The following is a 26,109-nucleotide window of genomic DNA, read 5'->3' on the forward strand; positions in this document are numbered from 1 at the left end:
CTTATTTCAAAGTACCTAAATAATCTTTTTGACCAATTTCGTAAAGATTATTTCCTTCAGAATCAATAATCACAACTAAAGGCATATCTTTAACTTCCATTTTCCTTATTGCTTCAGCCCCTAAATCTTCATACGCAATTATTTCTGACTTAACTATACTTTTAGCTATTAATGCAGCAGCTCCTCCAATGGCACCAAAGTATATAGCGTCATTTTTTTTAATAGATTCTATAACTTCTTCATTTCTTGCGCCTTTACCTATCATACCTTTTAATCCTAATTCTAACAGCCTTGGTGCATATGAATCCATCCTATAACTAGTTGTAGGTCCTGCTGATCCTATAACGCTTCCTGGTTTCGCTGGAGATGGTCCAACATAATATATTATTTCATTATCTATATTTAAAGGTAATTTCTCATCTTTATCTAATAATTCAATTAATCTTTTATGAGCAGCATCTCTAGCTGAATAAATTATTCCACTTAGCAAAACAGTATCACCTGCTTTTAATTTCAAAGTTTTTTCTGATGTAAGAGGTGTATGTAGTTTGATTTCCATATTTTTTCTTCCCCCATTATATAATATCTATATTATTATTTCTTTATGTCTTGTTGCATGACAATTTATATTTACTGCAACTGGAAGTCCTGCAATATGAGTTGGATATATTTCTATATTTAATCCCAATGCTGTAGTTCTTCCTCCAAACCCTTGAGGTCCTATTCCCAATTTATTTACTTTTTCTAATAATTCTATCTCTAATTCTTTATAATACTCATCATTATTTCTTACATTTATAGGTCTTAATAATGCTTTTTTAGCTAAATAAGCTGCTTTATCAAAAGTTCCACCTATTCCAACACCAATTACCATTGGAGGACATGGATTCGGTCCTGCCTGTTTAATAACTTCTAAAATAAATTTTTTAACACCATCTACTCCATCTGATGGTTTTAGCATAGCTATTTTACTCATATTTTCAGATCCAAAACCTTTTGGTGCAACAGTTATCTTTATTTTATTTCCGGGCACTATATCATAATAAATTACAGCTGGAGTATTATCATTTGTATTAATTCTTCTTAATGGATCATTTACTACTGATTTTCTTAAAAATCCTTCTTCATAGCCTCTTTTTACTCCTTCATTAATAGCTTCACTTAAATTACCTCCAATTAAATGAACATCTTGACCCAATTCCACAAAAACACATGCCATTCCTGTATCTTGACACATAGGCATATGTTCTTTATCTGCAATTTCTGAATTTATAATTATCTTGTCTAAAATATCTTCTGCTAGATTCCATGTCTCTTTATCTTTAGAGTCTTTCAATGCTTGTCTTATGTCTTCCCCAAGGAAATAATTTGCTTTAATACACAATTCTTTTACAGCTTCTCTAATGCAGCTTACATTAACTTCTCTCATAATCACAACTCCTATAAATCTTTTATTAATTATAAGTTTAATTTTATTTTTATTTATTTACAACAATAAAAATCTCATATTTTCAAATTTGCACTACTATAATTAAACATAATACTTTATTAAGGAGTTACAAAATGAATAATATTGATTTGAACAAAATAATCAGAAATGTTATTTATATTCTAACTATATTTTTAACTGGTCTTATTTTATACAATAGTATTTTATTGTTAAATGATATTTTTTTTCATAAAACTTCTTATAAAAATAGTCTCCGTGTTGAAAAAATAGTAACAGATGATGTTTATGATGTTTTTAACATCAATTCATCATATAAAATAAAATTTAAAGAGAATGATATAAATAAATTGCCTTCAATATCAAAATCTGAAATATTAATACTAAATTACGATCCAATAATTCATCAATCCAATTACTCTGCTATATTTTTTAATAATGACTTTATTAATGATTCATCCATGGAAATTATATCTTATGTTAATGAAAATGATTTTCCAAATATAACTTTTCTAGAATATGAAAAATTAAAGAATGAATTTAATAATAACTGCATTGATACTATATCAATAATAGATATTGACTTTAATTTTTCAAACTTCCTTTATTACAATAATGAATATCATCATTTTAATAATGGGACTCAAACTATTGATTCATCTACTAAACTTCCAATAACATATAAAAATATTGTAATAGATGCTAGTTCTCAAAAAGAAAATACTTTCTATGTATACTCTGGCGGATTATTCAAAGAATTTAAGAAAGACTCTTCTATATATTTAACAAAAGGAAAAACTTTTTGGATAACCTTAAATAACGATTCTAAAATCTCTTATAATTTTTCTGATGTAGAAAATAAACTAAAAAAAAGTCAGGATAACTAATAATATAATCACCATTTCCAAACTGTATACTTATTAAAGATTTACAAATACAATATCTCAAAATGACTATTTTATCATTTTGAGATATTCAATTTACCTACTTATTATCATTTTCAAAATAAGAATTAACTGAATCTAAAATACTCTTAGCTATTTTTTCTTGATGCTCATCACTTTTTAGATTTTGTTCCTCTTTATTGTTAGATAAAAAACCACATTCTACTAATACGCATGCTCCATCATAACCATCTCTTAAGATTCTATATTGATCTTTTGCAGCTTTAGCAACTCTTTTATTTCCGTCATCTATATTAGCTTTTAATGAATTTTGTATATTATCGGCTAAAAGTTTACTTTTTTCATTGTTTGAATACCATACTTGTGCTCCAAAACATTTAGGTTGTGGAAACATATTTTGATGAATAGATATAAATACTTCACAGTTCTTTTCTTTTTTCATTTTGCATCTTGCATTTAAATCATTTACCTTTTTCCTATCTAATTCTGAATCACTTTCCCTAGTTAAATAAACAGTATATCCTGAACTTTCTAATTGATCTTTTAGCTTTGAACTTATAGATAGATTTATATCTTTTTCAACAGTTCCATTTTTTGACTTTGCTCCACCGTCTATACCACCATGACCTGGATCTATTAAAATCACATGATTTGATTTACTACTCTCTTCTGCTAATACTCTTGTTGGCATTCCAACTATAAGAAATATTACACAAAAGATAAATAACATTCTTCTAATTTTCATAGATGATACCTCCCATTAAATAAAAACTCTTATACAGAGTATTATTTGTTACATGAATTTTATTTATTCAAATAATATAGAATAAAAAAACACACCAAATAATATTTAAAATTATTATTTGATGTGTTATAAAATTATTTATAATTTTCTATTACACTTTCAGCAATATTAGTTGAATGATCTCCTATACGCTCAAAATTATTAACTAAGTCTAAGAAAATAGCTCCTGCATAAGCATTACATTTTTCTTCATAAAGTCTCTTTATATGCTTGTCTCTATAAGTTTTTTGGTAAGTATCTATTTTTCTTTCAACTTCAATAATAGTTTTTGCTTTTTCGAAATCTCTTGTTGCATATGAATCAATTGCAATTTCTAATGCTTCAACTGTAGTATTATATATATCGTATAATTCTCCTATAGCTTCTTCACTGTACTTAAGCTTTTTATGTATTTTTTGGTTCGCTAATTCTGCAATATTTCTAGCATGATCACCTATTCTTTCAATATCTATAATTACATGGAATGTAGATGCTACTATACCTTTTTCTTTATCTGATAAATCACACTTAGAAAGTTTAACTAAATATGCAGTTATGCTTTCTTCCAAAATATTAATTATCTCTTCGTTTTCATAAACTTGTTTAACTAATGTATCATCATTATCAATAAATGATTTCATAGATAATTCTAAATTTTTTCTAGCCTTATTAGCCATTCTTATAGTTTCTTTTATAACTTGTCCTGCTGCAATAACAGGAGTTTCTAAAAGTCTATTATCTATGTATTTAGGTCCTTTTTTCTCTATTTCATCTTCACCTGGTATTATTTTATTTATAAGAATTATTATGTATTTATTAAGAGGTAATAGTATTGCTGTATTTACTAAATTAAAAACTGTATGAGCATTAGCAATTTGTCTACTTACATCAGTACTAGTTGTAGATACAAAATCTCCAAGTACTCCTAAAAACGGTAGGAATATAATTGTACCTGTAATATTAAATACCAAATGTAGCATTGCTGCTTTATGTGCTGTCTTGTTAGTTCCAACACTTGCAATCATTGCTGTTATACATGTCCCTATATTACATCCAAATATAATAGGTAAAGCTACTGTTATATCTATAGCATTTGCAGTAGCTAATGCTACTAATATTCCTGTTGTTGCTGATGAACTTTGAAGTATTGCTGTTATTGCTGTTCCCGCAATTACTCCTATAAACCAATTATCTCCAATAGATGCTATAGCATCTGAAAAGAAAGGAGTATTTGTTAATGGTTTCATAGAAGCACTCATTATACCCATTCCTGTAAATAGTATACCGAAACCTAAAACTATGTTTCCAATATCTTTTCTCTTTTTTCCTCTTGCAAACATAACCATAGCAGCTCCAATAAACACAAATATAGGTGCTATTTCATCTAATTTAAATGATACCAATTGAGCTGTTATTGTTGTTCCTATATTAGCTCCCATTATAATTCCTGCTGCTTGAGCTAAATTCATAAGTCCTGCATTAACGAATCCCACTACCATAACTGTAGTTGCACTACTACTTTGAATTACAGCTGTAACTACTGCTCCAATAAAAACAGCAGATATTGGATTACTTGTTACTTTTTCAAGAATGTTTTTAAGACCATCTCCTGCTGCATTTTCTAGCCCGTCACCCATTAATTTCATACCATAAATAAATAAGCCTAAGCCACCCATTAATTTTATTATAACCATTATTATAGATTCCAAATTATTTGTCCCCTTCACTTATTTTATTTATCAACATTTTTAGTGTACCTGATTTTTTACATTATGTTAATATTTTAGAGTGATTTTTAACCTAGTTTTAATATACAAATTGATTTTTTTATTAAATTTAGTATAAAATTTAATCTTTTTATATAATATTGAATCTTTTTGGAATTTTCAAACAAAGATATCTTATGTATATCATGATTTTTTATGACATACTTTCTTGCTATAAAATTTAATTGCAAATTTTAATTATAATTTATTAATGAAGATAAAAAAAAGGAAGAGAAATAATTCCTCCCCCTTTTTTTGCAAGATATAAATTCCTATCTCTTTGAGAATTGTGGAGCTCTTCTTGCTTTCTTAAGACCGTATTTCTTTCTTTCCTTCATTCTAGGATCTCTAGTTAAGAATCCAGCCTTCTTTAATTCTGGTTTTAAAGCTTCATCAGATTTAACTAATGCTCTAGTTATACCGTGTCTTATAGCTCCTGCTTGACCTGTAAATCCACCACCGTGAACATTTACTAAAACATCAAACTTATCTTTAGTTCCAGTTAAAACTAATGGTTGGTTAACTATTACTCTTAAAGTTTCTAAACCGAAGAATGTTTCGATTTCTCTTTTATTTATAACAACTTTACCGTTTCCTGGTACAAGTCTAACTCTTGCAACTGATTTCTTTCTTCTTCCAGTACCCATGTATTGAACTTTTGCCATTTTCTATTTCCTCCTCCCGAGATCTTATTAGTACTTTAATTCTAGTACTTCTGGTTTTTGAGCTGCATGATTATGTTCAGCACCTCTGTATACATTTAATTTCTTTAGCATTTGTCTTCCTAATACTCCCTTTGGAAGCATTCTTCTTACAGCTTCTTCAAAAGCGAATTCAGGCTTCTTAGCTAATACTTCTCTATAAGGAGTTTCCTTTAATCCACCTGGATAAAAACTATGCTTTCTTAACATTTTTTGATCTAACTTTTTACCAGTTAAAACAACCTCTTCTGCATTGATTACTATAACGAAATCTCCGCAATCAACATTTGGTGTAAATGTTGGTTTATTTTTTCCTCTTAAAATTGAAGCAACTTGGCTAGCAACTCTTCCTAGTGGCTTACCAGCAGCATCAACAACATACCATTTTCTTTCAACTTCTTGTGCTTTCGCAATGTATGATTTCATCTCTTTCCCTCCCTGAACTTACATTATGGCATACTTTTATTTTTGTACGCACTTTTATGTCAAGACCCGGGGCTAGTGGATCTTATATACATAAATCTTTTAACAAACAAACTTATTATAATACACGCTTACGGGCGTGTCAATGTTTTTTGCAATATTTAATAAAAAACTTTTTCTAAAACCAAACCATTAGGTGGCACACACATTCCTGCTCTCTTTCTAATGCCATCATTTATTATATTATCAACTTCTTCAAGTTTTGTTTTTCCTGTTCCAACATTAATTAATGTACCTACTATTATTCTCACCATATTATACAAAAAGCCATCAGCACTTATAAAAATTTTAATAATATTTTTATTTTCTTCTATGTAAAAATCAGTTATAGTTCTAACTGTTGTTTTGGCTGAACTTCCTGGTGACATAAAAGCCTTAAAGTCATGCTTACCTATAAAATATTCACAAGCCTTTTTCATATCTTCAACATTTAATTGTTTTCTAACATGATGTACATATTGTTTTCCAAAAGATAGCTTTTCATATCTATTAACAATAGTATAAGAATACATCTTTCCTTTAGAAGAATATCGTGCATGAAAGTCCATATCTACTTCTTCAGATTTTATTATTGCAATATCGTCAGGTAATTTAGTATTTAATGCTTCTCTAAACTTCTCACCTGGTATACTGCTATTCGTGAAGAAATTTGCTACCATAGCCTTAGCATGGACTCCACCATCTGTTCTAGAGCTTCCATTAGTTAAACTCTTTTCTCCTGTCATCTTCAAAATAGCATTTTCTAAGCAACCCTGGACAGTTCTATCTTTAACTTGCCTTTGCCAGCCACAAAAATTTGTACCATCAAATTCAATTATTAATTTTATATTTCTCATATATTTCCTCTTTAAATCATAAAATAAACCTAACAACTACACTCCATAATATAATTAATGAAAATACAACAAAAGCTATTATATCCTTAGATGTGAATTTTAATACTTTCATTCTTGTTCTTCCTGCTCCACCTCTATATCCTCTAGCCTCCATAGCCATAGCTAATTCATCTGCTCTTCTAAAAGAACTTATAAATAATGGAACTAATAACGGAACTAAGCTTTTAGCTTTATTTATTATATTTCCAGATTCAAAATCAGCACCTCTTGCTTTTTGTGCTTTCATTATCTTATCTGTTTCATCCATAAGTGTTGGAATAAATCTTAATGCAATTGTCATCATCATAGCAAGCTCATGTGCCATTTCTTTTCCTATAGGTCTTATTAACTTTTCTATTCCATCAGTTAATTCTATAGGTGATGTAGTTAATGTTAGAATTGATGTTCCAACTATTAGAAATATCAATCTTAATGCCATAAATCCTGCTAATCTAAGCCCCTCTGTATATACAGATAAAAATCCAACTTTAAATATTAATGTTTCTGAAGTACCTTTAATCATAAAAATATTTAGAACAGCTGTTAATGCAATTAATAAAAATACCGGTTTTAATCCATTAAAAATAAATCTTAATGGAATTTTTGCAATTAATATTATTGATGCTAAAAATAAAAATACAAAAGTATATCCAACAAATTTATTAATTATAAATAAACATACGATAAAAAGTATTGATATCAGTATCTTTGTTCTTGGATCTAATTTATGAATAAAAGATTCCCCTGGTATATATTGTCCTATAGTAATATCCTTTAACATACTAATTTAATTATTGCCAATAACCACTTAGTTGATATGTGCTTTGGCAAAATTCCTCCTCTCTTAATTTAAGAGTAATATTAATTTATAAATATTTATTTTTTTCTTTCAAGATTCTTAGTAATTCCTTTTTAGCCCCTTCTATTGTAAAAACATCATCTGATATTTTAAACCCTTTTTTTCTAAGTTCTCTTACCAAATATGTAACTTGAGGAACTCCTAAACCTATCTTTTCTAATTTATCTACTTCCTTGAATACTTCTGAAGGTTTCCCTTGTAATGCAACCTTACCATGATTCATAACAACTATTCTTTCAGCTATTTTAGCTACATCTTCCATACTATGACTAACCAATATAATAGTCATATTATATTCTTTATGAAGTTTAGAAATTTGTTCTAATATATCATCTCTTCCTTTAGGGTCTAATCCCGCTGTTGGTTCATCTAATATTAATGTAGTTGGCTTCATAGCAATAACACCTGCTATGGCTACTCTTCTCTTTTGTCCTCCACTTAAGTCAAAGGGAGATTGGTCTTTATATGTCTCATAATCTAATCCAACCATATTCATAGATTCAATTACTCTAGTTTTTATTTCATCTTCAGTTAATCCTAAATTTTTAGGTCCAAAAGCTATATCTTTTGCTATAGTTTCTTCAAATATTTGATATTCTGGATATTGAAATACAAGTCCAACCTTTTTTCTTACATCAGTTAGATTTATTTGTTTTTTTGTTATATCAAGCCCGTCAACGATTATAGTTCCACTTGTAGCCTCTAGCAGACCATTTAAATGTTGAATAAAAGTAGATTTTCCAGAACCTGTATGTCCAATTAATGCTACAAATTCACCATCTTTTATTTCTATATTAACATTATCCAAAGCAACTTTTTCAAAAGGTGTTTTAGGCATATATATATGTGTTAAATTTTCTACTTTAATTGACATATCGCATTCACCATCTCATCTACATTTAATATTTCTTTTGGAATGTCTATTCCTTCTTTTCTAAGTTCATAAGTTAACTCTGTAACTTGTGGTACATCCAATCCTATATTCTTCATCATTTCAACTTGTGGAAAAATTTCTTTTGGTGTTCCTTCCATTTTAACTTCCCCACCATCCATAACTACAATTCTATCTGCTTGAGCTGCTTCATCCATATAATGAGTTATTAAAACTATAGTAATACCATAATTTTCATTTATATCTTTTATAGTTTTTAAAACATCTTTTCTCCCAGATGGGTCTAGCATAGCTGTTGGCTCATCAAAAATTATACATTTAGGTTGAATTGCTAATATTCCCGCTATTGCAATTCTTTGCTTTTGACCACCTGATAAAAGATGTGGTGCATGTCTTTTATACTCACTCATTCCAACTTTTTCTAAGCTATCATCAACTCTTTTTCTTATTTCTTTTGCTTCTACGCCTAAATTTTCAGGTCCAAAAGCTACATCTTCTTCAACAATCGTTGCAACTAATTGATTATCAGGATTTTGAAAAACCATTCCCGCTCTAGATCTTATTTCCCATAAATTATTTTCATCACTAGTACTTAAACTATCTACTATTACAGTACCGCTACTTGGAGTAAGTAATGCATTCATATGTTTAGCTATAGTGGATTTACCTGATCCATTATGGCCTAATACTACTAAAAATTCCCCTTTTTTAACTTTAAGGTTAACATTTTTAAGTGCATATTTTTCTTCTCTTGAGCCTTCTTCATTTCTGATATATTTGAAGGATACATCAGTGCAATTAACCATTTCCTGATTCATTGTTTAACCTCCATAAATTATACTTACTAATACATTATACAAAACTTTAAATATAATCAAAACTTTACATAATATTACACCTTGATGTATATACATAAAATTAGCTAAGTTAATTATATAATAAAATATTGTAAGTTCAATAAAAAAATATGAAATTTTTTCTATGATTTTACAAAAAGTACTCTATAATATATTAGTTTTATATTTTTATATGTTAAAATGGGGACTAAGTTTAAACTTAATCCCCTTATTAGTTATACTAATTCAAGTATTACTACTTCAGCTCCGTCTCCTCTTCTAGGACCTTTTTTATACATTCTTGTATATCCGCCATTTCTTTCAGCGTATTTAGGAGCTACGTTATCAAATAAATTTTTAACAACTAATTCTTCTTGTATAAAAGCTAATGCCTGTCTTCTAGCATGAAGATCTCCTCTTTTTCCAAGAGTAATCATTTTTTCTGCAAGAGATCTAGTTTCCTTAGCTCTTGTTACAGTTGTTTCGATTTTGCCGTGTTTTAATAAACTTGTAACAAGATTTCTTAGCATAGCTCTTCTTTGGTCTGTAGGTAGACCTAACTTACGATAACCTGCCATGGATTTACCTCCTTACTCATCGTTTAGTTTTAAGCATAAACCTAACTCTTTAAGTTTTCTCTCAACTTCTTCTAAAGATTTCTTTCCTAGATTTCTGACTTTCATCATATCATCCATTGATTTAGTAGCAAGTTCTTGTACTGTGTTAATTCCAGCTCTCTTTAAACAGTTATATGATCTAACTGATAAATCAAGTTCTTCTACAGTCATTTCTAGTACTTTTTCTTTTTTATCTTCTTCTTTTTCTATCATTATTTCAACATCATTAGTATTATTAGTTAATGACATGAATAATTTAAAATGTTCTATAAGGATTTTAGCTGATAAACTTATAGCTTCATCAATCTTTATAGTACCATTAGTCCATATTTCTAAAGTTAATTTATCATAATCAGTAATTTGACCTACTCTCGTATTGTCAACTGTAAAATTAACTTTCTTTACTGGTGTATAAATCGAATCAACAGCTATTGCTGAAATCGGTAATTCATCACTCTTATTTTTATTTTGAGTAACATATCCTCTTCCTCTATTAACTGTTAACTCCATATAAAGTCTTCCATTATCATCTAAAGTTGCTATATGTAAATCCTTATTAACAACTTCGACATCTCCGTCAGTCTTTATATCTGCTCCAGTAACTTCTCCTGGTCCTTTAGCATCAATATAGATAACTTTAGGGCCTTCACCATTCATTCTTAAAGCTAAAGATTTAATATTAAGAATTAATTCTGTAACATCTTCTTTAACTCCTTGAACAGTAGAAAACTCATGAAGAACTCCATCGATCTTAACAGAACTAGTTGCTACTCCTGGAAGAGATGATAATAATATTCTTCTTAGGGCATTTCCTAATGTAATACCATATCCTCTTTCAAGTGGTTCAACAACGTATTTTCCATAAGTTCCGTCTTCACTAGCTTCGATACATTCTATTATTGGCTTTTCGATTTCTAACATCCACGAACCCTCCTTATATTATAAATGGCAACCTTATTTTGAGGGCAACTGATTCTATATTTGCATATCATTTGATAGATTTGCCTAACAAATATAACTTTATTCAATATATTATTTACTATATAACTCAACAATAAGTGTTTCGTTAACAGGCACATCTATATCTTCTCTTGATGGCTCTGTAACAACTTTTCCTTCATAGTTATCAACATTAGCTTCTAACCATTTTGGTAAAGTTTTTGGATTTTCTACGAAAGTCTTAAACTTTTCACTTGATCTGCTTTTTTCGCATACAGTAATTACATCATTAACTGAAACATGATATGAACAAATGTCAACCTTTTTACCATTTACTAAGAAATGTCCATGAGTAACTAATTGTCTAGCTTCATTTCTTGATGCACCATAACCTAGTCTGTAAACTACGTTATCCAATCTCATTTCTAGTAATCTAAGTAGGTTTTCACCTGTTATACCCTTCATGTGTTCAGCCTTTTCATAATATGTTCTGAATTGGCCTTCTAAAATGCCGTATATTCTTCTTGCCTTTTGTTTTTCTCTTAATTGAATGCCATAGTTTGACATTTTCTTCTTGCTTGCTCCATGTTGTCCTGGTGCGTAGCTTCTTCTAACAAAAGCACATTTATCTGTGAAACATCTATCCCCTTTAAGGAATAATTTCATACCTTCTCTTCTACATAATCTGCATGTAGCTCCAGTATATCTTGCCATTAAATTACACCTCCTATTACGTTAAATTAAACTCTTCTTCTCTTTGGTGGTCTACAACCATTGTGTGGAATTGGAGTAACATCTTTTATTAAAGTTACTTCTAACCCAGCTGCTTGTAAAGATCTTATAGCTGCTTCTCTACCTGAACCTGGACCTTTTACATAAACTTCTATACTTTTTAATCCATGTTCCATAGCTGATTTAGCTGCTGTTTCAGCTGCCATTTGAGCTGCAAATGGAGTGCTTTTTCTTGATCCTCTGAATCCAAGTGCACCTGCACTTGACCATGATAAAGCATTACCTGCTGCATCTGTTAAAGTAACTATTGAATTATTGAAAGTTGACTTTATGTGCGCTGCGCCATGCTCAACATTTTTTCTTTCTTTTCTTCTTCTAGTTTTCTTAACTTTTTGAGCCATTAGTTATTTTCCCTCCTTACTATTTCTTTTTATTAGCCATTGTTTTTTTAGGACCTTTTCTAGTTCTAGCGTTAGTTTTAGTCTTTTGACCTCTAACTGGAAGACCTCTTCTGTGTCTTATTCCTCTGTATGATCCTATTTCAACTAATCTCTTAATGTTTAAAGCAACATCTCTTCTTAAGTCACCTTCAACCATTAAGTTCTTATTTATATAAGTTCTGATTTCATTTACTTCGTCTTCTGATAAATCTTTTACTCTAGCATCAGGACTAATTCCTGTTGTAGATAAGATTTTTTGTGAAGTTGATAAACCTATCCCATAGATATAAGTTAAAGCAATTTCAACTCTTTTTTCTCTTGGTAGGTCAACACCTGCTATTCTTGCCATTAAAAATTACACCTCCTGATAATTGAAATGCATAAAAGTTTGATTTAAAAATTATATAAAAATTTTAGGCCAATAGACTTCTCTATTGCAGCCGCTCCTAAAAATCTATTGCAATTAATTAAACGACTATATAATCATATTTGACTTTTAAGAAAATGTCAATATTATTTAACCTTATAATGTAAGTTTATTGTAAAATTGATCATTAACCTTGTTTTTGCTTGTGCTTAGGATTTTCACAGATAACCATTACTCTTCCTTTTCTTTTTATTACTTTGCACTTTTCGCAAATAGGCTTAACTGATGGTCTTACTTTCATAGCTAACCCTCCTCATATTTCTGATGATAGATATAAAGTTAATTATCTCTATCTTATTTTGCTCTCCATGTAATTCTTCCTCTAGTTAAGTCATATGGAGAAAGCTCCACTGTAACCTTATCGCCTGGTAGAATTCTAATGAAGTTCATTCTTAATTTTCCTGATATATGTGCTAGAATTTTATGGCCACTTTCAAGTTCAACTTGGAACATGGCATTTGGTAAAGATTCTAGTACTGTACCTTGCATTTCTATAACATCATCTTTTGACATAAGGTAATCAACCCTCCTTAACAATGCTTCTAAGTTTTAGAAATCTCTTAATTTTTAAATCAGTACTTTTATCGCATACTTGTATAGATGATTTAAGTTGTTCATCTACTTTTTCTAATATATTTAAATGCTTAAGTTTTTTCTTCTTAGGCTTATTTACTGTTTTTGTATTTCCATTAGATAACAAAACATACTTGTCATCTAGTTGCCTAACAATAACATATAAATGTTCTATATCTCTTCCTGCTTTTGAAAGTACTATTTTCCCAATCAAGTCATTGCTTTGCAAAATTTTCACCTCGATGATTACCTTAGTAATAAATTAGCACTTAACTAAATGGTATCATGCAAATTTATAACTAAGCAACACTCTGTTTCTACTTAATAAGTGTTAATATCTCTGGTCCATCTGGCAAAATTGCAACCGTATTTTCATAATGTGCAGATAAAGTAGCATCTGCCGTTACAACTGTCCATCCATTACTTAAAGTTTTAACTTTACAGTTTCCCATATTAACCATAGGTTCTATGGCTAATACCATTCCATTAAGTAATTTAGTTCCTTTGCCTTCTCTTCCAAAGTTAGGCACTTCGGGATCTTCATGAAGTTTCCTTCCAATCCCATGACCTACGAAGTCTCTTACTACTGAGAAACCTGCTGCCTCAATGTAGTTTTGTATTTCGTGTGATATATTACCTAATCTATTTCCTTCTTTGGCATATTTTATACCTCGAAAGAAACTTTCTTTTGTTACATCTATTAATCTCTTAGCATCATTTGTAACTTCTCCAATTGGAAAGGTCCTTGCTGCATCTCCATGGAAACCATCAATGAAAGCTCCACAGTCAATACTAACTATGTCACCATCTTTTATTTTATAATTTCCTGGTATTCCATGAACTACTTGCTCATTCACAGAAATACATAGTGACGAAGGAAAACCGTATAATCCTTTAAAGGAAGGTTTCGCTCCATGCTTAGTTATAAATTCTTCTGCTACCCTGTCTAATTCTGCAGTAGTTATACCAGGCTTTATTTTTTCTTCCAATAGTAATAATGTTTCAGCTACTATTCTACCTGCTTTTCTCATTAAAGCAATTTCATCATCATTTTTGATAATAATCATGTTTTATTGCTCTCCTAATAATTTGCAAATATCTTCAAATACTTGATCAATAGCTTTTGTACCATCTACCATTGAAAGTAAATTTTTACTCTTGTAAAATTCAATTAGTGGTTGTGTTTGTTTATCATATACATCGATTCTTTCCTTTACAGTTTCAACTGTATCGTCTTTTCTTTGTACGATATCACTTCCACACAAGTTACATTTTCCATCAATTTTTGGTGGGTTAAATTTAATATGAAAACTTCCTCCACATGATGTACAAACTCTTCTGCCTGTCATTCTTTCTAATATAAACTCACTAGGTACATCAATTAATAATGCTGTATCTAATTGTTCGTTTCTATTTTCAAGGAACTCATTAAGAGCTTCAGCTTGTGCTACAGTTCTTGGGAAACCATCTAATAGATATCCTGATAAACAATCTTCTTGTTGTAATCTATCCTTAACCATATTAATTGTTACTTCGTCTGGAACCAATAAACCTTTATCCATATAGCTTTTTGCTTCCATACCAAGTGGAGTATTTTCAGAAATATTTTTTCTAAAAATGTCTCCAGTAGAAATATGGGGTATTGAATATCTATTGCTAATTGATTTTGCCTGTGTTCCTTTTCCTGCTCCTGGAGGACCTAGTAATACTATCTTCACGGGCTTCATCTCCATTTTACTTAATCTATTTTAGAAATCCTTTATAGTGACGCATTGTCATTTGTGATTCAACTTGTCTGTTGAAATCTAATGCTACACCTATAATGATTAAAAGTGCCGTTCCTGAGAAAGATATATTTTTAAATTCTGTATAATTTTGAACTATAGTTGGTGTTACTGCTAAAATAGCTGCTAATGTTCCACCTATTACTGAAACTCTATTAAGAATTCTTTCAAAATATCTTGTTGTAGCTTCTCCTGGTCTTACACCTGGTATAAATCCTGTAGATTTATGCAAGTTTTCAGCCATTTCATCTGGCTTAAACGTTATTTGTGTATAGAACCATGTGAAGAATAATGTAAGTATAGCGTATAACACTACATACATCCAACTTTCAGAATTAAAAACACATGTTTTATTAGTTAAAATCCACATTGCCCAACTTTTATTCGGAACAAAAGTAGCTATTGTTCTAGGGAAATCCATAACAGACATTGCAAATATTATTGCAATAACTGCTGACCCTATAATACTTAATGGTATGTGACTTGTTTGATTTCTCATCATTTTACTTCCGCCAACAGCTTTACCAGCATATTGAACTGGTATTCTTCTCTCAGCTAATGAGAAATAAAGTACAATAGCTAACAATGCAACAAAGAATGCTGCAAATAATGCGATCTCTATTATGCTCACATTTCCTGCTTGTTTAGAAGCAGCAATTGAACCCATAGTCATTGGAATTCTTGAAACTATATTAACAAAAATTAATATTGAAGTTCCATTTCCAATTCCATTAACAGTTAATTGATCACCTAACCACATACAGAAAGTTGATCCTACAACTAATGCAAATATTATAACTAACATTTCACTAGTCTTTATTCCTGCTGTAGCTCCACTATTAGAAATAGTTGCATATATTCCAAAAGCTAGAATAAATGATATTCCAAGTGATACATAACGAGTAGCATTCTGAATTTTCTTTCTTCCATCTTCACCCTCTTTAGAAAGTTGTTCTAATTGAGGGATGGCAACAGTTAATAATTGCATTATGATTGATGCATTAATATAAGGCATAACGCCTAATGCAAATATACTGAATCTACTAAAAGCTCCTCCTGATAATAAATCATAAAAGCTTAATAAACCGCCTGATTGGGATATGCTTTTTAGATAATCAGCATTGATTCCAGGAACAGGAATATGACTTCCCATCCTGAAAACTGCAACCAATAAGATTATCCAAAAAAATTTCTTCCTTAGTTCAGAAACCTTAAATGCGTTACGTAAAGTTTGAAGCACTTTAAATCACCTCAACTTTTCCTCCAGCTGCTTCGATCTTTTCTATTGCAGACTTTGAGAACTTACATCCTTTTACTGTTAAAGATTTTTCTAAATTTCCGTTACCAAGTATTTTTACTCCGTCTAATACCTTACTTACAACTCTTCTTTCAAGTAATACTTCTGGAGTTATCTCAGTACCATTTTCAAATATATTTAATCTATCAACATTAATACTAACGTATTTTTTAGCAAATATATTTGTAAAACCTCTCTTTGGAAGTCTTCTATATAAAGGCATTTGACCTCCTTCAAAACCCGGTCTTACTCCACCGCCTGATCTTGCATTTTGACCCTTTTCACCTTTACCAGCATTTCTTCCTAAACCAGAACCTGTACCTCTACCAACTCTTTTTGGAGCCTTCTTACTTCCAGCTGCTGGTTGTAATTCATGAAGTTTCATCTTAAGCACACCTCCTTATTTTCTTATATTTCTTCTACCTTTAATAGGTAATCAATTTTCTTTAACATACCTTTAATTTGAGGTGTTCCCTCATGTTCTACTGTAGCACGAATCTTTCTAAGACCAAGAGCATTTGCAGTAGCGATATGTTCTTTTTTTCTACCTATTAAACTCTTTACTAAAGTAATTTTTAGTTTAGCCATTGCAATACCTCCTAACCTAATATTTCTTCTACAGATTTTCCTCTTAATTTAGCTATATCTTCAGCTGTTCTTAAGCTTGCTAATCCGTTTATTGTAGCTTTAACCATGTTTTTAGGATTATTTGAACCTAATGATTTAGCTCTTACATCTTTTAAACCTGCTAATTCTAATACAGATCTTGCTGGACCTCCAGCAATAACTCCTGTACCTTGTTTAGCTGGCATTATTAGAACATTACCTGTTCCAAATTTTCCGTTGATTTGATGAGGAACAGTAGTTCCTAACATTGCAACTTCTACTAAGTTTTTCTTAGCATCTTCTATTCCTTTTTTGATTGCTTCAGGAATTTCGATAGATTTACCCATTCCAACGCCAACGTGTCCGTTTTCGTCTCCAACAACAACTAGAGCGCTGAATCTGAAGTTTCTACCACCTTTAACAACCTTAGTAACTCTGTTTATATCAACAACCTTTTCTTTAAGGTCTAGTGTACTAGGATCGATTCTCATGTATTTCCCTCCTTGTATATTAGAATTTTAAGCCTGCTTCTCTAGCGCCTTCTGCTAATTCTTGAACTCTTCCGTGGTATACATATCCACCTCTGTCGAATACTACTTCAGTAATTCCTTTTTCTATAGCTTTCTTAGCTACAGCTGCACCTACAAGTTTAGCACCTTCTTTATTTCCACCATTAGTTGAAAATTCTTTATCTAAACTTGAAGCAGCTACTATTGTAACAGCATTTACGTCATCTATAATTTGTGCGTATATATTCTTTTCACTTCTGAAAACTGAAAGTCTTGGTCTGTCAGGAGTACCAAAAACTTTCTTACGAACTCTAAGGTGACGCTTAGTTCTGCTTGCTTTTTTGTCTACCTTTTTGAACATACAGCTCACTCCTTCCTATTATTTCTTACCAGTCTTACCTTCTTTACGTCTGATCACTTCGTTTTCGAACTTGATACCCTTACCCTTATATGGTTCTGGTAATCTCCATTTTCTTATATCAGCTGCAGCAGCACCAACTTTTTCTTTGTCGATACCTTTAACAATTACTTTAGTTGCAGCAGGAGTTTCAAATGTGATTCCATCAATAGGTTCGATTTCAACTGGATGTGAATATCCAAGGTTCATTACAAGTTTCTTGCCTTGTAATTGAGCTCTATAACCAACACCAACTAATTCTAAAGTCTTTTGGTAACCTTCATTAACTCCGATTACCATGTTATTAATTAACGCTCTTGTTAAACCATGAAGAGCTCTATGAACTTTTTGATCACTTGGTCTAGTAACAATTACTTCATTGTTTTCAACTGCTATATTTATGTCTTTATGCATAGTTTTAACTAATTCACCTTTTGGACCTTTAACTGTAACAACGTTGTCTGGTGTTACAGTTACAGTTATGCCAGCAGGAACAGCTATTGGTAATCTACCAACTCTTGACATAAGTACACCTCCTGTATTATTTCTAAATTCTATATGTGAAACTATCTTGTGTTTATTTTCAAAATTTAAATACTACCAAACGTAGCAAAGAACTTCTCCACCTAAACCATCTTTTCTAGCTTCTCTATCAACCACTAGTCCTTTAGAAGTTGAAATTACTGCAACTCCTAATCCATTAAGAACCTTTGGTACTTCATCTTTTTTACAATATACTCTTAATCCTGGTTTAGAAATTCTCTTAATACCAGTTATAACTCTTTCATTATTCGCACCATATTTAAGACTAATTCTTAACATTGGTACTACTCCGTCGTTATATTCTTCAATATTCTTAATATAACCCTCTTGTAATAATATATTTGTAATTGCCTTCTTTACATTTGAAGAAGGTACTTCTACAACTTCGTGTTTTACAGCATTAGCATTTCTTACACGTGTAAGTAGATCTGCTATTGGATCTGTCATAACCATTTTTTGTGCCTCCTTTCATTACATCATGTCTATTACCAGCTTGCTTTTCTGCAACCAGGAATTTCGCCTTTATAAGCAAGTTCTCTAAAACAAATACGACATACTCCGTATTTTCTTAATACAGCATGTGGTCTTCCACATATTCTACATCTTGTATAAGCTCTAGTTTTGTATTTAGGAGTTTTACTCCACTTTTCAATAATAGCTTTACGTGCCAATATGTTTCCCTCCTTATTATTGAGCGAATGGCATTCCAAGAAATCTAAGTAATTCTCTTGCTTCTTCGTCTGTATTTGCTGTTGTAACGAAGATTATATCCATCCCTCTAACTTTATCAATCTTATCATATTCTATTTCTGGGAATATTAATTGTTCTTTTATTCCTAAAGAATAGTTTCCTCTACCATCAAATGCTTTAGCTGAAACTCCTCTGAAATCTCTTACTCTAGGTAATGCTATACTCATTAATTTATCAGCAAATTCATACATCTTTGCTTTTCTTAATGTAACTTTACATCCTAAAGCCATATTTTCTCTTATTTTAAAGTTAGCAACTGATTTTTTAGCTCTTGTTAATATTGGCTTTTGACCAGCTATTAAACTTAAATCACTAACTGCTGATTCTAAAACTTTTTGATTTTCCTTAGCTTCTCCAACACCCATGTTAATTACGATCTTTTCTAGCTTTGGAATTTCCATAACGTTCTTATATCCGAACTTTTCAATCATCGCTGGGATTACTTCTTTTGAATATTTTTCTTGAAGTCTTGTCATTTATAGTTACCTCCTTTCAGAATTTAGAATGTTTCTGAACATTTCTTACATACTCTAACTTTAGTACCATCATCTAATATTTTGTTAGCTATTCTTGTAGCATTTTTACATTTGTTACAATATAACATAACCTTAGAACTGTTAATAGCTGCTTCTCTTTCGATTATAGCACTTTCAACTTGGCTCTTATTAGCTTTTTGATGCTTTTTAACTATGTTAACTCCTTGAACAAGAACTTTTCCTGTCTTTGGATATACTTTTAAAACTTCACCAGTTTTTCCTTTATCTTTACCAGATATAACTACAACTGTATCGCTTTTTCTTACATGTACCTTCAAGTAAGACACCTCCTCTTATAGAACTTCTGGTGCTAATGATAGAATCTTGTTAAATTCTTTATCTCTTAGCTCCCTAGCAACAGGTCCAAAGATACGAGTACCTCTTGGTTGTTTATCGTCTTTAATGATAACTGCAGCATTTTCATCAAATTTAATATATGAACCGTCCGCTCTTCTTAATCCTTTTGCTGATCTAACTATAACAGCCTTAACAACCTCGCCTTTTTTAACAACTCCGCCTGGTGTTGCACTTTTAACGCTAGCTACAATAACGTCACTTATATTACCAAATTTTCTTTTTGATCCACCTAGTACTCTTATGCACATAATTTCTTTTGCACCTGAATTATCTGCAACTTTAAGTAAAGTTTGTGGTTGTATCATACAATTACCCTCCTTTCAGTATTAAAGCCTATTTAGCTTTTTCTACTATTTCAACAAGTCTCCATCTTTTATCTTTAGATAAAGGTCTAGTTTCCATTATTAATACTCTATCATTAATTTTAGCTTCATTATTTTCATCATGAACCTTAAACTTTGTAGTCTTGTTAACTGTTTTTCCGTATAGTGGATGTCTAACCTTAGTTTCGACAGCTACTACTACTGTTTTATCCATTTTATCTGAAACAACTCTACCAGTTCTTTTCTTTCTTAACGTTCTTTCCATTCGGGCTTACCCTCCTTCCAGATTTACTGTTCTAATGCCCTCATTTCGTCTTCTCTTAAGATGGTCTTTATTTGGGCTATAGATTTCTTTACTTCTCTAATTCTCATAGGATTTTCTAATTGTCCTGTAGCTAATTGAAATCTTAAATTGAATAACTCTGCTTTAAGATCTCCTAACTTTAATGTTAAATCTTGAGGATTGCTTGATCTTAATTCTTTTAATTCTCTAGCCTTCATTATTTTTCACCACCCATTTCCTCAAAATCTCTTCTTGTAACAAACTTAGTTTTTACAGGAAGTTTATGTGATGCAAGTCTCATTGCTTCTCTTGCCACATCTTCAGTAACTCCAGATAGTTCAAAAACTACTCTATCAGGTTTAACAACAGCTACCCAATATTCTGGTGATCCTTTACCTGATCCCATTCTTGTTTCAGCTGGTTTTTCTGTTACTGGTTTATCTGGGAAAATCTTTATCCAAAGTTTTCCTCCTCTTTTTATATATCTGTTGATAGCAATTCTGGCAGCTTCGATTTGATTGCTTGTTATCCATCCACAAGTTGTAGCTTGAAGACCAAAATCTCCATAAGCTAAGAAGTTACCTCTTGTAGCTCTACCTTTCATTCTACCACGTTGTACCTTACGATGCTTTACTCTTTTAGGCATTAACATGATCTATTCCTCCTTTCTTACGCGTTAGCTTCTTCCTTTTCTACTTTCTTTGTTGGAAGAACTTCACCATTATAAACCCAAACTTTAACTCCGATTTTTCCATATGTTGTATTTGCTTCAGCAAATCCATAATCGATATCAGCTCTTAATGTTTGTAGTGGGATTGTTCCTTCATGATAGTGTTCAGTTCTTGCTATTTCAGCTCCACCTAATCTACCTGAACAAGAAGTTTTTACACCTTTTATTCCATGTCTCATAGCTCTTTGCATTGTTTGCTTCATAGCTCTTCTGAATGAAATTCTCTTTTCTAATTGTGCAGCTATGTTTTCAGCCATTAATTGTGCTTCAGCTTCTACACTTTTAACTTCAACTATATTTATTAGTATATTTTTTCCACTAATATAATTAGTTAATTTCTTTTTTAAACTTTCAATTCCTGATCCACCTTTTCCTATTACGACACCAGGTTTAGCAGTATATATATTTAATTTAACTCTTTTAGCAGCTCTTTCGATTTCTATTTTAGAAATCCCAGCTGAGAAAAGTTCTTTTTTAACAAATTTTCTAATTTGGTTATCTTCTATAAGATTGTCAGCAAAGTCCTTTTTATTAGCATACCACTTTGCATCCCATCCCTTGATAACGCCTACTCTAAGACCGTGAGGATGTACTTTTTGACCCACTTAACTTTCCCTCCTTCTTTAAGCTCTTTCTTTTACAACTACTGTTACATGACTAGTTCTTTTGTTGATTCTGAATGCCTTACCGTGATCCATTGGTCTGAATCTCTTAAGTATTGGACCTTCACCAACAAAAGCTTCTGAAACATATAAGTTGTCAGCATTTAATTCTAAATTATTTTCTGCATTTGCAACAGCTGATTTTAAAACTTTTTTAATTACTACTGCTGCTTCTCTTGGAGTATATTCTAAAATAGCAAAAGCTTCTTTAACTTGTTTTCCTCTTATTAAATCAAGAATTACTCTAACTTTCATTGGAGACATTCTAATATATTTAGCTATAGCTCTAGCTTCCATTTATGTTCCTCCTTTCCAGGCTACTTTCTTTTTGATGTTTTATCTGCCACATGACCTCTATAAGTTCTAGTTAATACGAACTCGCCTAACTTGTGTCCAACCATATCTTCTGATAAATAAACTGGAACATGTTTTCTTCCGTCATGAACTGCAATTGTATGACCTATCATTTGTGGATAGATTGTTGAACTTCTTGACCAAGTCTTAACAACTTTCTTATCTCCACTTGCATTCATTTCTTCTATCTTCTTTAAAAGTCCTTCATGCACAAAAGGTGCTTTTTTTGTTGATCTACTCACTAATATTGCCTCCCTTCATAAACCTTAGTAACAATAAGCTAGAAGAGAATAAAAATTTCTCTTCAAACTACTTAGCGTTTCTACCCTTGATAATAAATCTATCAGAATATTTCTTATTCTTTCTTGTTTTGTATCCAAGTGCTGGTTTACCCCATGGAGTAACTGGACTTGGTCTACCAACTGGTGCTTTACCTTCACCACCACCGTGAGGGTGATCGTTAGGATTCATAACAGAACCTCTAACTGTAGGTCTCCATCCCATATGTCTTTTTCTACCAGCTTTACCGATATTAACTATATCGTTTGTTGGGTTAGACACTGTTCCGATTGTTGCTCTACATTCTATTCTTACATATCTCATTTCACCTGAAGGTAATCTTAAAGTTGCGTAGTTTCCTTCTTTAGCCATTAATTGTGCTGAATTACCAGCCGCTCTAACTAATTGACCACCCTTACCTTTTTGTAATTCGATATTATGAATAACTGTACCAACTGGTATGTTCTTTAATGGAAGAGCATTACCTGCTTTGATATCTGCATCTGGACCTGATACTATAACATCACCAACATTTAATCCTGCTGGAGCAAGTATGTATCTTTTTTCTCCATCTGTGTAAACAACAAGTGCAATATAAGCTGATCTATTTGGATCATATTCTATAGTTGCAACCTTTGCTGGAATTGAATCTTTATTTCTTTTAAAGTCTATGATTCTGTATTTTCTCTTAACTCCGCCGCCACGGTGTCTTACAGTAATCTTACCTTGAGCATTTCTACCTGCTTTACTCTTTAATGATACAAGAAGTGACTTTTCCGGTTGTTGTGAAGTTATTTCTTCAAATGTAGGCATAGTCATTTGTCTTCTTGATGGTGTAATCGGGTTAAACTTTTTAACTGCCATTACAATTCCCTCCTTTTTTCAGCTTTTCTGGCATTTCACCAATAATGGCCTTAATATACTATTGTAATCCGTCGAAGAATTCTATAGCTTTGCTTTCTTCAGTTAATGTAACAATAGCTTTCTTGTAGTCAGATCTCTTTCCTACATGTACGCCCATTCTTTTAGTTTTTCCTAAACCGTTTATAGTGTTAACGTCTTTAACTTTAACATCAAAAACTTCTTCCACAGCTCTCTTTACTTGAGACTTATTAGCATTTACGTGAACCATGAAAGTGTACTTTTTTTCTGCCATAGCAGCCATACTCTTTTCAGTGATAACAGGCTTTCTTATTATATCATGGCTTGTTAATTTCATTATGCGTACACCTCCTCAATTTTTGATACAGCATCTTTAGTTATGATTAATTTTTCAAATTTTAATAAATCATATACGTTGATGTTGTTTACTGGGATAACACTAACCCCTTGAATATTTCTTGCTGATTTATATACAGCTTCGTTTGATTCAGCAGTTATTATTAATGTTTTCTTTGCATTGAATGCATTTAACATTTCTATAAATTGCTTAGTCTTTGGAGCTTCAAAAGATAATGATTCTAAAACTACCATTTGTCCATCGTTAACTTTGCTAGTTAATGCTGACTTCATAGCAACTCTTCTCATGCTCTTTGGAATTGAAACTCTGTAATCTCTTGGCTTTGGTGCGAATACAATACCACCTTTGATCCATTGAGGTGCTCTAATAGAACCTTGTCTTGCTCTACCAGTACCTTTTTGTCTCCAAGGCTTGATTCCGCCTCCTCTTACCTCAGTTCTAGTCTTAGCTGATTGAGTTCCTTGTCTCTTATTAGCTAATAAAGCAACTACTACTTGATGTAATGCGTGTTTATTTACTTCCACTTCAAATACGTTTGCATTTAATTGGATATCTCCAACTTGTTTTCCTTCTTGATTAAATAACCCTACTGTAGGCATTATGTCTCCTCCTTTCCTTCAGAAATTAAGCTTTAACTGCGTTTCTTATTACTACTGTACCTTTGTTAGGTCCTGGGATTCCACCCTTTATTAATAATAAGTTCTTTTCAGCTATTACTTTAACTATTTCTAAGTTCATTACTGTTGTATTAACAGAACCCATATGTCCAGGCATTCTCTTATTTTTGAATGTTCTAGATGGGTCTGATGAAGCTCCCATTGAACCTGGTGCTCTTTTAAACTTAGAACCATGAGTCATAGGACCTCTTTGTTGGTTCCATCTTTTGATAACACCTTGGAATCCCTTACCTTTAGAAACTCCTGATACGTCAATTTTGTCTCCAATTTCAAATACATCAGCTTTGATTTCTTGACCAACTTCATATTGGCTTACATCTTCAAGTCTGAATTCTTTTAAAGTTCTCTTTAAAACAACTCCTGCTTTTTCAAAATGTCCTTTAGCTGGCTTGTTAACTAATTTTTCTCTTATATCACCAAAACCAACTTGTATTGCTTCATAACCGTCTTTTTCTACAGTTTTCTTTTGAACAACAACACATGGACCAGCTTCTACTACTGTAACTGGAATAACTTTTCCTGCTTCATTGAAGATTTGAGTCATCCCTATTTTCTTACCTATTATAGCTTTTTTCATGTATTTACACCTCCCAAACTAATTAGCGGACTGTTTCCAATCATAATAGTTCATTTTTTTATTTTCCAGCTTATAATTTAATTTCTATATCCACACCTGCTGGAAGATTTAATCTCATTAATGCATCAACAGTCTTAGGTGATGGATTAACTATGTCGATTAATCTCTTATGAGTTCTTATTTCGAATTGTTCTCTTGAATCTTTATATTTGTGAACCGCTCTTAATATTGTAACAACATCTTTTTCAGTTGGTAGTGGAACTGGTCCTACTACTTTAGCTCCTGATGTTTTTGCAGTTTCTACAATTTTCTCAGCTGATTGATCTAATATTGTATGATCAAAAGCTTTTAATCTGATTCTTATTTTTTGCTTTGACATTATGGTTTCCCTCCTTTTCATGTACGCTTTACTTCTAACGCACAACAGCGGTTATTCTATAAACTGCACCGGGTGTTTCATCACTCGCCACAAAATTATACAATCCCTGTCGTCGGATTCTAGATCCAAACTACTCATCAAGAATTACCCGGAAGTCCGGCAACCTCTTGATTCATCGCTGTATGCTATGCAACTTCTTCATTATACTATCATTAAAAATATTTTTCAAGTTTTTTTTATACTTTTCTTCAAGTTTTTACTCATTTAATATTTTTGCTTTTTTCGTTTTCGTTTCTTTTATTATTCTAATAGTATTTCTTATAAATTTCAATATATTTATTTTATTTATTTATTGTATTATATTACTTATATTAGTTTTTTTATTTTTTATCTTTAAATATAAAAATAAGGTAGAGAAAACGTCTTTTCTCTACCTTATTCATTATTCTAATTAGAATTTATAATAATTATTAAAATTAAGCGTTAATCTTAGTAACAACTCCTGAACCTACAGTTCTTCCGCCTTCTCTGATCGCAAATCTTAATCCT

At 31.2% G+C, this 26,109-nt stretch carries 44 protein-coding genes; 1 reads left to right on the top strand and 43 read right to left on the bottom strand.

Features of this window, described 5'->3' with window-relative positions:
• Nucleotide 1 precedes the first annotated feature (1 nt).
• Nucleotides 2-559: a Fe-S-containing hydro-lyase gene (locus RGC78_RS11760; protein WP_252225149.1), complete on the bottom strand. Its 558-nt coding sequence runs from the start codon at nucleotides 557-559 to the stop codon at nucleotides 2-4.
• Between the two features lie 27 nt (nucleotides 560-586).
• Nucleotides 587-1,429 (bottom strand): fumarate hydratase, encoded by an 843-nt coding sequence (locus tag RGC78_RS11765; protein ID WP_252215062.1) that lies wholly within the window; start codon nucleotides 1,427-1,429, stop codon nucleotides 587-589.
• Between the two features lie 134 nt (nucleotides 1,430-1,563).
• On the opposite strand from RGC78_RS11765, the gene RGC78_RS11770 reads away from it, so the two are divergent.
• Nucleotides 1,564-2,334 (top strand): hypothetical protein, encoded by a 771-nt coding sequence (locus tag RGC78_RS11770; RefSeq protein WP_252225152.1) that lies wholly within the window; start codon nucleotides 1,564-1,566, stop codon nucleotides 2,332-2,334.
• Between the two features lie 97 nt (nucleotides 2,335-2,431).
• On the opposite strand, the gene cwlD is transcribed toward RGC78_RS11770, so the two are convergent.
• The 41 genes from cwlD to RGC78_RS11975 all read right to left on the bottom strand — a co-directional run.
• Nucleotides 2,432-3,097: an N-acetylmuramoyl-L-alanine amidase CwlD gene (cwlD, locus tag RGC78_RS11775; protein ID WP_252215058.1), complete on the bottom strand. Its 666-nt coding sequence runs from the start codon at nucleotides 3,095-3,097 to the stop codon at nucleotides 2,432-2,434.
• Nucleotides 3,098-3,231: 134 nt separating this feature from the next.
• Nucleotides 3,232-4,845: a Na/Pi cotransporter family protein gene (locus tag RGC78_RS11780; protein ID WP_434062237.1), complete on the bottom strand. Its 1,614-nt coding sequence runs from the start codon at nucleotides 4,843-4,845 to the stop codon at nucleotides 3,232-3,234.
• Between the two features lie 329 nt (nucleotides 4,846-5,174).
• A complete protein-coding gene (gene rpsI / locus RGC78_RS11785; protein WP_090090856.1) occupies nucleotides 5,175-5,567 on the bottom strand; it encodes a 30S ribosomal protein S9 in 393 nt (130 codons plus the stop codon).
• Nucleotides 5,568-5,594: 27 nt separating this feature from the next.
• Nucleotides 5,595-6,029: a 50S ribosomal protein L13 gene (gene rplM, locus RGC78_RS11790; protein WP_252225154.1), complete on the bottom strand. Its 435-nt coding sequence runs from the start codon at nucleotides 6,027-6,029 to the stop codon at nucleotides 5,595-5,597.
• A gap of 158 nt (nucleotides 6,030-6,187) precedes the next feature.
• Nucleotides 6,188-6,922, bottom strand: coding sequence for a tRNA pseudouridine(38-40) synthase TruA (gene truA, locus RGC78_RS11795; protein WP_252215054.1), 735 nt, complete (start codon nucleotides 6,920-6,922; stop codon nucleotides 6,188-6,190).
• 16 nt (nucleotides 6,923-6,938) lie between these two features.
• Nucleotides 6,939-7,742, bottom strand: a complete 804-nt coding sequence (locus tag RGC78_RS11800; protein WP_252215052.1) for an energy-coupling factor transporter transmembrane component T family protein — start codon at nucleotides 7,740-7,742, stop codon at nucleotides 6,939-6,941.
• Between the two features lie 85 nt (nucleotides 7,743-7,827).
• Entirely contained in the window at nucleotides 7,828-8,694 is an 867-nt protein-coding gene (locus tag RGC78_RS11805; protein ID WP_252215050.1) for an energy-coupling factor transporter ATPase, read from the bottom strand.
• Complete coding sequence (locus tag RGC78_RS11810) at nucleotides 8,679-9,530, bottom strand: energy-coupling factor transporter ATPase (RefSeq protein WP_252215045.1); 852 nt, start codon at nucleotides 9,528-9,530, stop codon at nucleotides 8,679-8,681. Before RGC78_RS11810 ends, RGC78_RS11805 begins: the two co-directional genes overlap by 16 nt.
• A 254-nt stretch (nucleotides 9,531-9,784) precedes the next feature.
• Entirely contained in the window at nucleotides 9,785-10,126 is a 342-nt protein-coding gene (rplQ, locus tag RGC78_RS11815; RefSeq protein WP_252215042.1) for a 50S ribosomal protein L17, read from the bottom strand.
• A gap of 12 nt (nucleotides 10,127-10,138) precedes the next feature.
• Entirely contained in the window at nucleotides 10,139-11,086 is a 948-nt protein-coding gene (locus tag RGC78_RS11820; protein ID WP_252215040.1) for a DNA-directed RNA polymerase subunit alpha, read from the bottom strand.
• Nucleotides 11,087-11,197: 111 nt separating this feature from the next.
• Entirely contained in the window at nucleotides 11,198-11,818 is a 621-nt protein-coding gene (gene rpsD, locus RGC78_RS11825) for a 30S ribosomal protein S4 (protein WP_252215036.1), read from the bottom strand.
• Between the two features lie 26 nt (nucleotides 11,819-11,844).
• On the bottom strand, nucleotides 11,845-12,237 hold the full coding sequence (gene rpsK / locus RGC78_RS11830; RefSeq protein ID WP_252215034.1) for a 30S ribosomal protein S11: 393 nt from the start codon (nucleotides 12,235-12,237) through the stop codon (nucleotides 11,845-11,847).
• A 19-nt stretch (nucleotides 12,238-12,256) separates the two neighbouring features.
• Nucleotides 12,257-12,625, bottom strand: a complete 369-nt coding sequence (rpsM, locus tag RGC78_RS11835) for a 30S ribosomal protein S13 (protein ID WP_003372942.1) — start codon at nucleotides 12,623-12,625, stop codon at nucleotides 12,257-12,259.
• Nucleotides 12,626-12,830: 205 nt separating this feature from the next.
• On the bottom strand, nucleotides 12,831-12,944 hold the full coding sequence (rpmJ, locus tag RGC78_RS11840) for a 50S ribosomal protein L36 (protein WP_003373491.1): 114 nt from the start codon (nucleotides 12,942-12,944) through the stop codon (nucleotides 12,831-12,833).
• A gap of 53 nt (nucleotides 12,945-12,997) precedes the next feature.
• Nucleotides 12,998-13,216 (bottom strand): translation initiation factor IF-1, encoded by a 219-nt coding sequence (gene infA / locus RGC78_RS11845; RefSeq protein WP_002582630.1) that lies wholly within the window; start codon nucleotides 13,214-13,216, stop codon nucleotides 12,998-13,000.
• Between the two features lie 7 nt (nucleotides 13,217-13,223).
• Nucleotides 13,224-13,505 carry a KOW domain-containing RNA-binding protein gene (locus RGC78_RS11850; RefSeq protein ID WP_252215031.1) on the bottom strand — a complete coding sequence of 94 codons (282 nt, stop codon included), beginning with the start codon at nucleotides 13,503-13,505 and terminating at the stop codon, nucleotides 13,224-13,226.
• 88 nt (nucleotides 13,506-13,593) lie between these two features.
• The gene (map, locus tag RGC78_RS11855; RefSeq protein WP_252215028.1) at nucleotides 13,594-14,343 is read right to left on the bottom strand and encodes a type I methionyl aminopeptidase; all 750 of its coding nucleotides are present in this window, start codon (nucleotides 14,341-14,343) and stop codon (nucleotides 13,594-13,596) included.
• 3 nt (nucleotides 14,344-14,346) lie between these two features.
• Nucleotides 14,347-14,994, bottom strand: coding sequence for an adenylate kinase (locus RGC78_RS11860; protein ID WP_252215026.1), 648 nt, complete (start codon nucleotides 14,992-14,994; stop codon nucleotides 14,347-14,349).
• Between the two features lie 25 nt (nucleotides 14,995-15,019).
• Nucleotides 15,020-16,300: a preprotein translocase subunit SecY gene (gene secY / locus RGC78_RS11865; protein ID WP_252215024.1), complete on the bottom strand. Its 1,281-nt coding sequence runs from the start codon at nucleotides 16,298-16,300 to the stop codon at nucleotides 15,020-15,022.
• 1 nt (nucleotide 16,301) lies between these two features.
• Nucleotides 16,302-16,742: a 50S ribosomal protein L15 gene (gene rplO / locus RGC78_RS11870; protein ID WP_252215022.1), complete on the bottom strand. Its 441-nt coding sequence runs from the start codon at nucleotides 16,740-16,742 to the stop codon at nucleotides 16,302-16,304.
• Between the two features lie 23 nt (nucleotides 16,743-16,765).
• On the bottom strand, nucleotides 16,766-16,945 hold the full coding sequence (rpmD, locus tag RGC78_RS11875; RefSeq protein ID WP_003372301.1) for a 50S ribosomal protein L30: 180 nt from the start codon (nucleotides 16,943-16,945) through the stop codon (nucleotides 16,766-16,768).
• 11 nt (nucleotides 16,946-16,956) lie between these two features.
• Nucleotides 16,957-17,454 (bottom strand): 30S ribosomal protein S5, encoded by a 498-nt coding sequence (gene rpsE / locus RGC78_RS11880; RefSeq protein ID WP_003373238.1) that lies wholly within the window; start codon nucleotides 17,452-17,454, stop codon nucleotides 16,957-16,959.
• Between the two features lie 19 nt (nucleotides 17,455-17,473).
• Nucleotides 17,474-17,833 carry a 50S ribosomal protein L18 gene (rplR, locus tag RGC78_RS11885; protein WP_003369785.1) on the bottom strand — a complete coding sequence of 120 codons (360 nt, stop codon included), beginning with the start codon at nucleotides 17,831-17,833 and terminating at the stop codon, nucleotides 17,474-17,476.
• Nucleotides 17,834-17,851: 18 nt separating this feature from the next.
• Nucleotides 17,852-18,394, bottom strand: coding sequence for a 50S ribosomal protein L6 (rplF, locus tag RGC78_RS11890; protein WP_252215020.1), 543 nt, complete (start codon nucleotides 18,392-18,394; stop codon nucleotides 17,852-17,854).
• Between the two features lie 72 nt (nucleotides 18,395-18,466).
• Nucleotides 18,467-18,865 (bottom strand): 30S ribosomal protein S8, encoded by a 399-nt coding sequence (gene rpsH / locus RGC78_RS11895; RefSeq protein WP_003372441.1) that lies wholly within the window; start codon nucleotides 18,863-18,865, stop codon nucleotides 18,467-18,469.
• 32 nt (nucleotides 18,866-18,897) lie between these two features.
• Nucleotides 18,898-19,083 (bottom strand): type Z 30S ribosomal protein S14, encoded by a 186-nt coding sequence (locus tag RGC78_RS11900; protein ID WP_003372253.1) that lies wholly within the window; start codon nucleotides 19,081-19,083, stop codon nucleotides 18,898-18,900.
• Nucleotides 19,084-19,099: 16 nt separating this feature from the next.
• The gene (rplE, locus tag RGC78_RS11905) at nucleotides 19,100-19,639 is read right to left on the bottom strand and encodes a 50S ribosomal protein L5 (protein ID WP_003374539.1); all 540 of its coding nucleotides are present in this window, start codon (nucleotides 19,637-19,639) and stop codon (nucleotides 19,100-19,102) included.
• A 23-nt stretch (nucleotides 19,640-19,662) separates the two neighbouring features.
• Nucleotides 19,663-19,977: a 50S ribosomal protein L24 gene (rplX, locus tag RGC78_RS11910; RefSeq protein ID WP_252215018.1), complete on the bottom strand. Its 315-nt coding sequence runs from the start codon at nucleotides 19,975-19,977 to the stop codon at nucleotides 19,663-19,665.
• A gap of 15 nt (nucleotides 19,978-19,992) precedes the next feature.
• Nucleotides 19,993-20,361 carry a 50S ribosomal protein L14 gene (gene rplN / locus RGC78_RS11915; RefSeq protein WP_003373072.1) on the bottom strand — a complete coding sequence of 123 codons (369 nt, stop codon included), beginning with the start codon at nucleotides 20,359-20,361 and terminating at the stop codon, nucleotides 19,993-19,995.
• A 28-nt stretch (nucleotides 20,362-20,389) separates the two neighbouring features.
• A complete protein-coding gene (gene rpsQ, locus RGC78_RS11920) occupies nucleotides 20,390-20,644 on the bottom strand; it encodes a 30S ribosomal protein S17 (RefSeq protein ID WP_252215016.1) in 255 nt (84 codons plus the stop codon).
• Nucleotides 20,645-20,667: 23 nt separating this feature from the next.
• On the bottom strand, nucleotides 20,668-20,880 hold the full coding sequence (rpmC, locus tag RGC78_RS11925; protein WP_012423239.1) for a 50S ribosomal protein L29: 213 nt from the start codon (nucleotides 20,878-20,880) through the stop codon (nucleotides 20,668-20,670).
• Nucleotides 20,880-21,314, bottom strand: a complete 435-nt coding sequence (gene rplP / locus RGC78_RS11930; RefSeq protein ID WP_252215013.1) for a 50S ribosomal protein L16 — start codon at nucleotides 21,312-21,314, stop codon at nucleotides 20,880-20,882. The genes rpmC and rplP overlap by 1 nt, the downstream gene beginning before the upstream one ends.
• Before the next feature lie 17 nt (nucleotides 21,315-21,331).
• Complete coding sequence (gene rpsC, locus RGC78_RS11935) at nucleotides 21,332-21,997, bottom strand: 30S ribosomal protein S3 (protein WP_252215010.1); 666 nt, start codon at nucleotides 21,995-21,997, stop codon at nucleotides 21,332-21,334.
• An 18-nt stretch (nucleotides 21,998-22,015) separates the two neighbouring features.
• Complete coding sequence (gene rplV / locus RGC78_RS11940) at nucleotides 22,016-22,351, bottom strand: 50S ribosomal protein L22 (RefSeq protein ID WP_252215007.1); 336 nt, start codon at nucleotides 22,349-22,351, stop codon at nucleotides 22,016-22,018.
• 20 nt (nucleotides 22,352-22,371) lie between these two features.
• Complete coding sequence (gene rpsS, locus RGC78_RS11945; RefSeq protein ID WP_003373804.1) at nucleotides 22,372-22,650, bottom strand: 30S ribosomal protein S19; 279 nt, start codon at nucleotides 22,648-22,650, stop codon at nucleotides 22,372-22,374.
• Between the two features lie 67 nt (nucleotides 22,651-22,717).
• Nucleotides 22,718-23,551, bottom strand: coding sequence for a 50S ribosomal protein L2 (gene rplB, locus RGC78_RS11950; RefSeq protein ID WP_252215003.1), 834 nt, complete (start codon nucleotides 23,549-23,551; stop codon nucleotides 22,718-22,720).
• 58 nt (nucleotides 23,552-23,609) lie between these two features.
• The gene (gene rplW, locus RGC78_RS11955; protein WP_012423941.1) at nucleotides 23,610-23,906 is read right to left on the bottom strand and encodes a 50S ribosomal protein L23; all 297 of its coding nucleotides are present in this window, start codon (nucleotides 23,904-23,906) and stop codon (nucleotides 23,610-23,612) included.
• The gene (gene rplD / locus RGC78_RS11960) at nucleotides 23,906-24,526 is read right to left on the bottom strand and encodes a 50S ribosomal protein L4 (protein ID WP_252215000.1); all 621 of its coding nucleotides are present in this window, start codon (nucleotides 24,524-24,526) and stop codon (nucleotides 23,906-23,908) included. The genes rplW and rplD overlap by 1 nt, the downstream gene beginning before the upstream one ends.
• A 25-nt stretch (nucleotides 24,527-24,551) precedes the next feature.
• Complete coding sequence (gene rplC, locus RGC78_RS11965) at nucleotides 24,552-25,181, bottom strand: 50S ribosomal protein L3 (protein ID WP_252214997.1); 630 nt, start codon at nucleotides 25,179-25,181, stop codon at nucleotides 24,552-24,554.
• 70 nt (nucleotides 25,182-25,251) lie between these two features.
• On the bottom strand, nucleotides 25,252-25,560 hold the full coding sequence (rpsJ, locus tag RGC78_RS11970; RefSeq protein ID WP_002582605.1) for a 30S ribosomal protein S10: 309 nt from the start codon (nucleotides 25,558-25,560) through the stop codon (nucleotides 25,252-25,254).
• 476 nt (nucleotides 25,561-26,036) lie between these two features.
• Nucleotides 26,037-26,109: EF-Tu C-terminal domain-related protein (locus RGC78_RS11975; protein WP_491536911.1), on the bottom strand; the 73-nt coding region annotated here is incomplete at its 5' end.

Source organism: Clostridium aquiflavi (assembly GCF_031344075.1).
Taxonomy (GTDB): Bacteria; Bacillota; Clostridia; order Clostridiales; family Clostridiaceae; genus Clostridium; species Clostridium aquiflavi.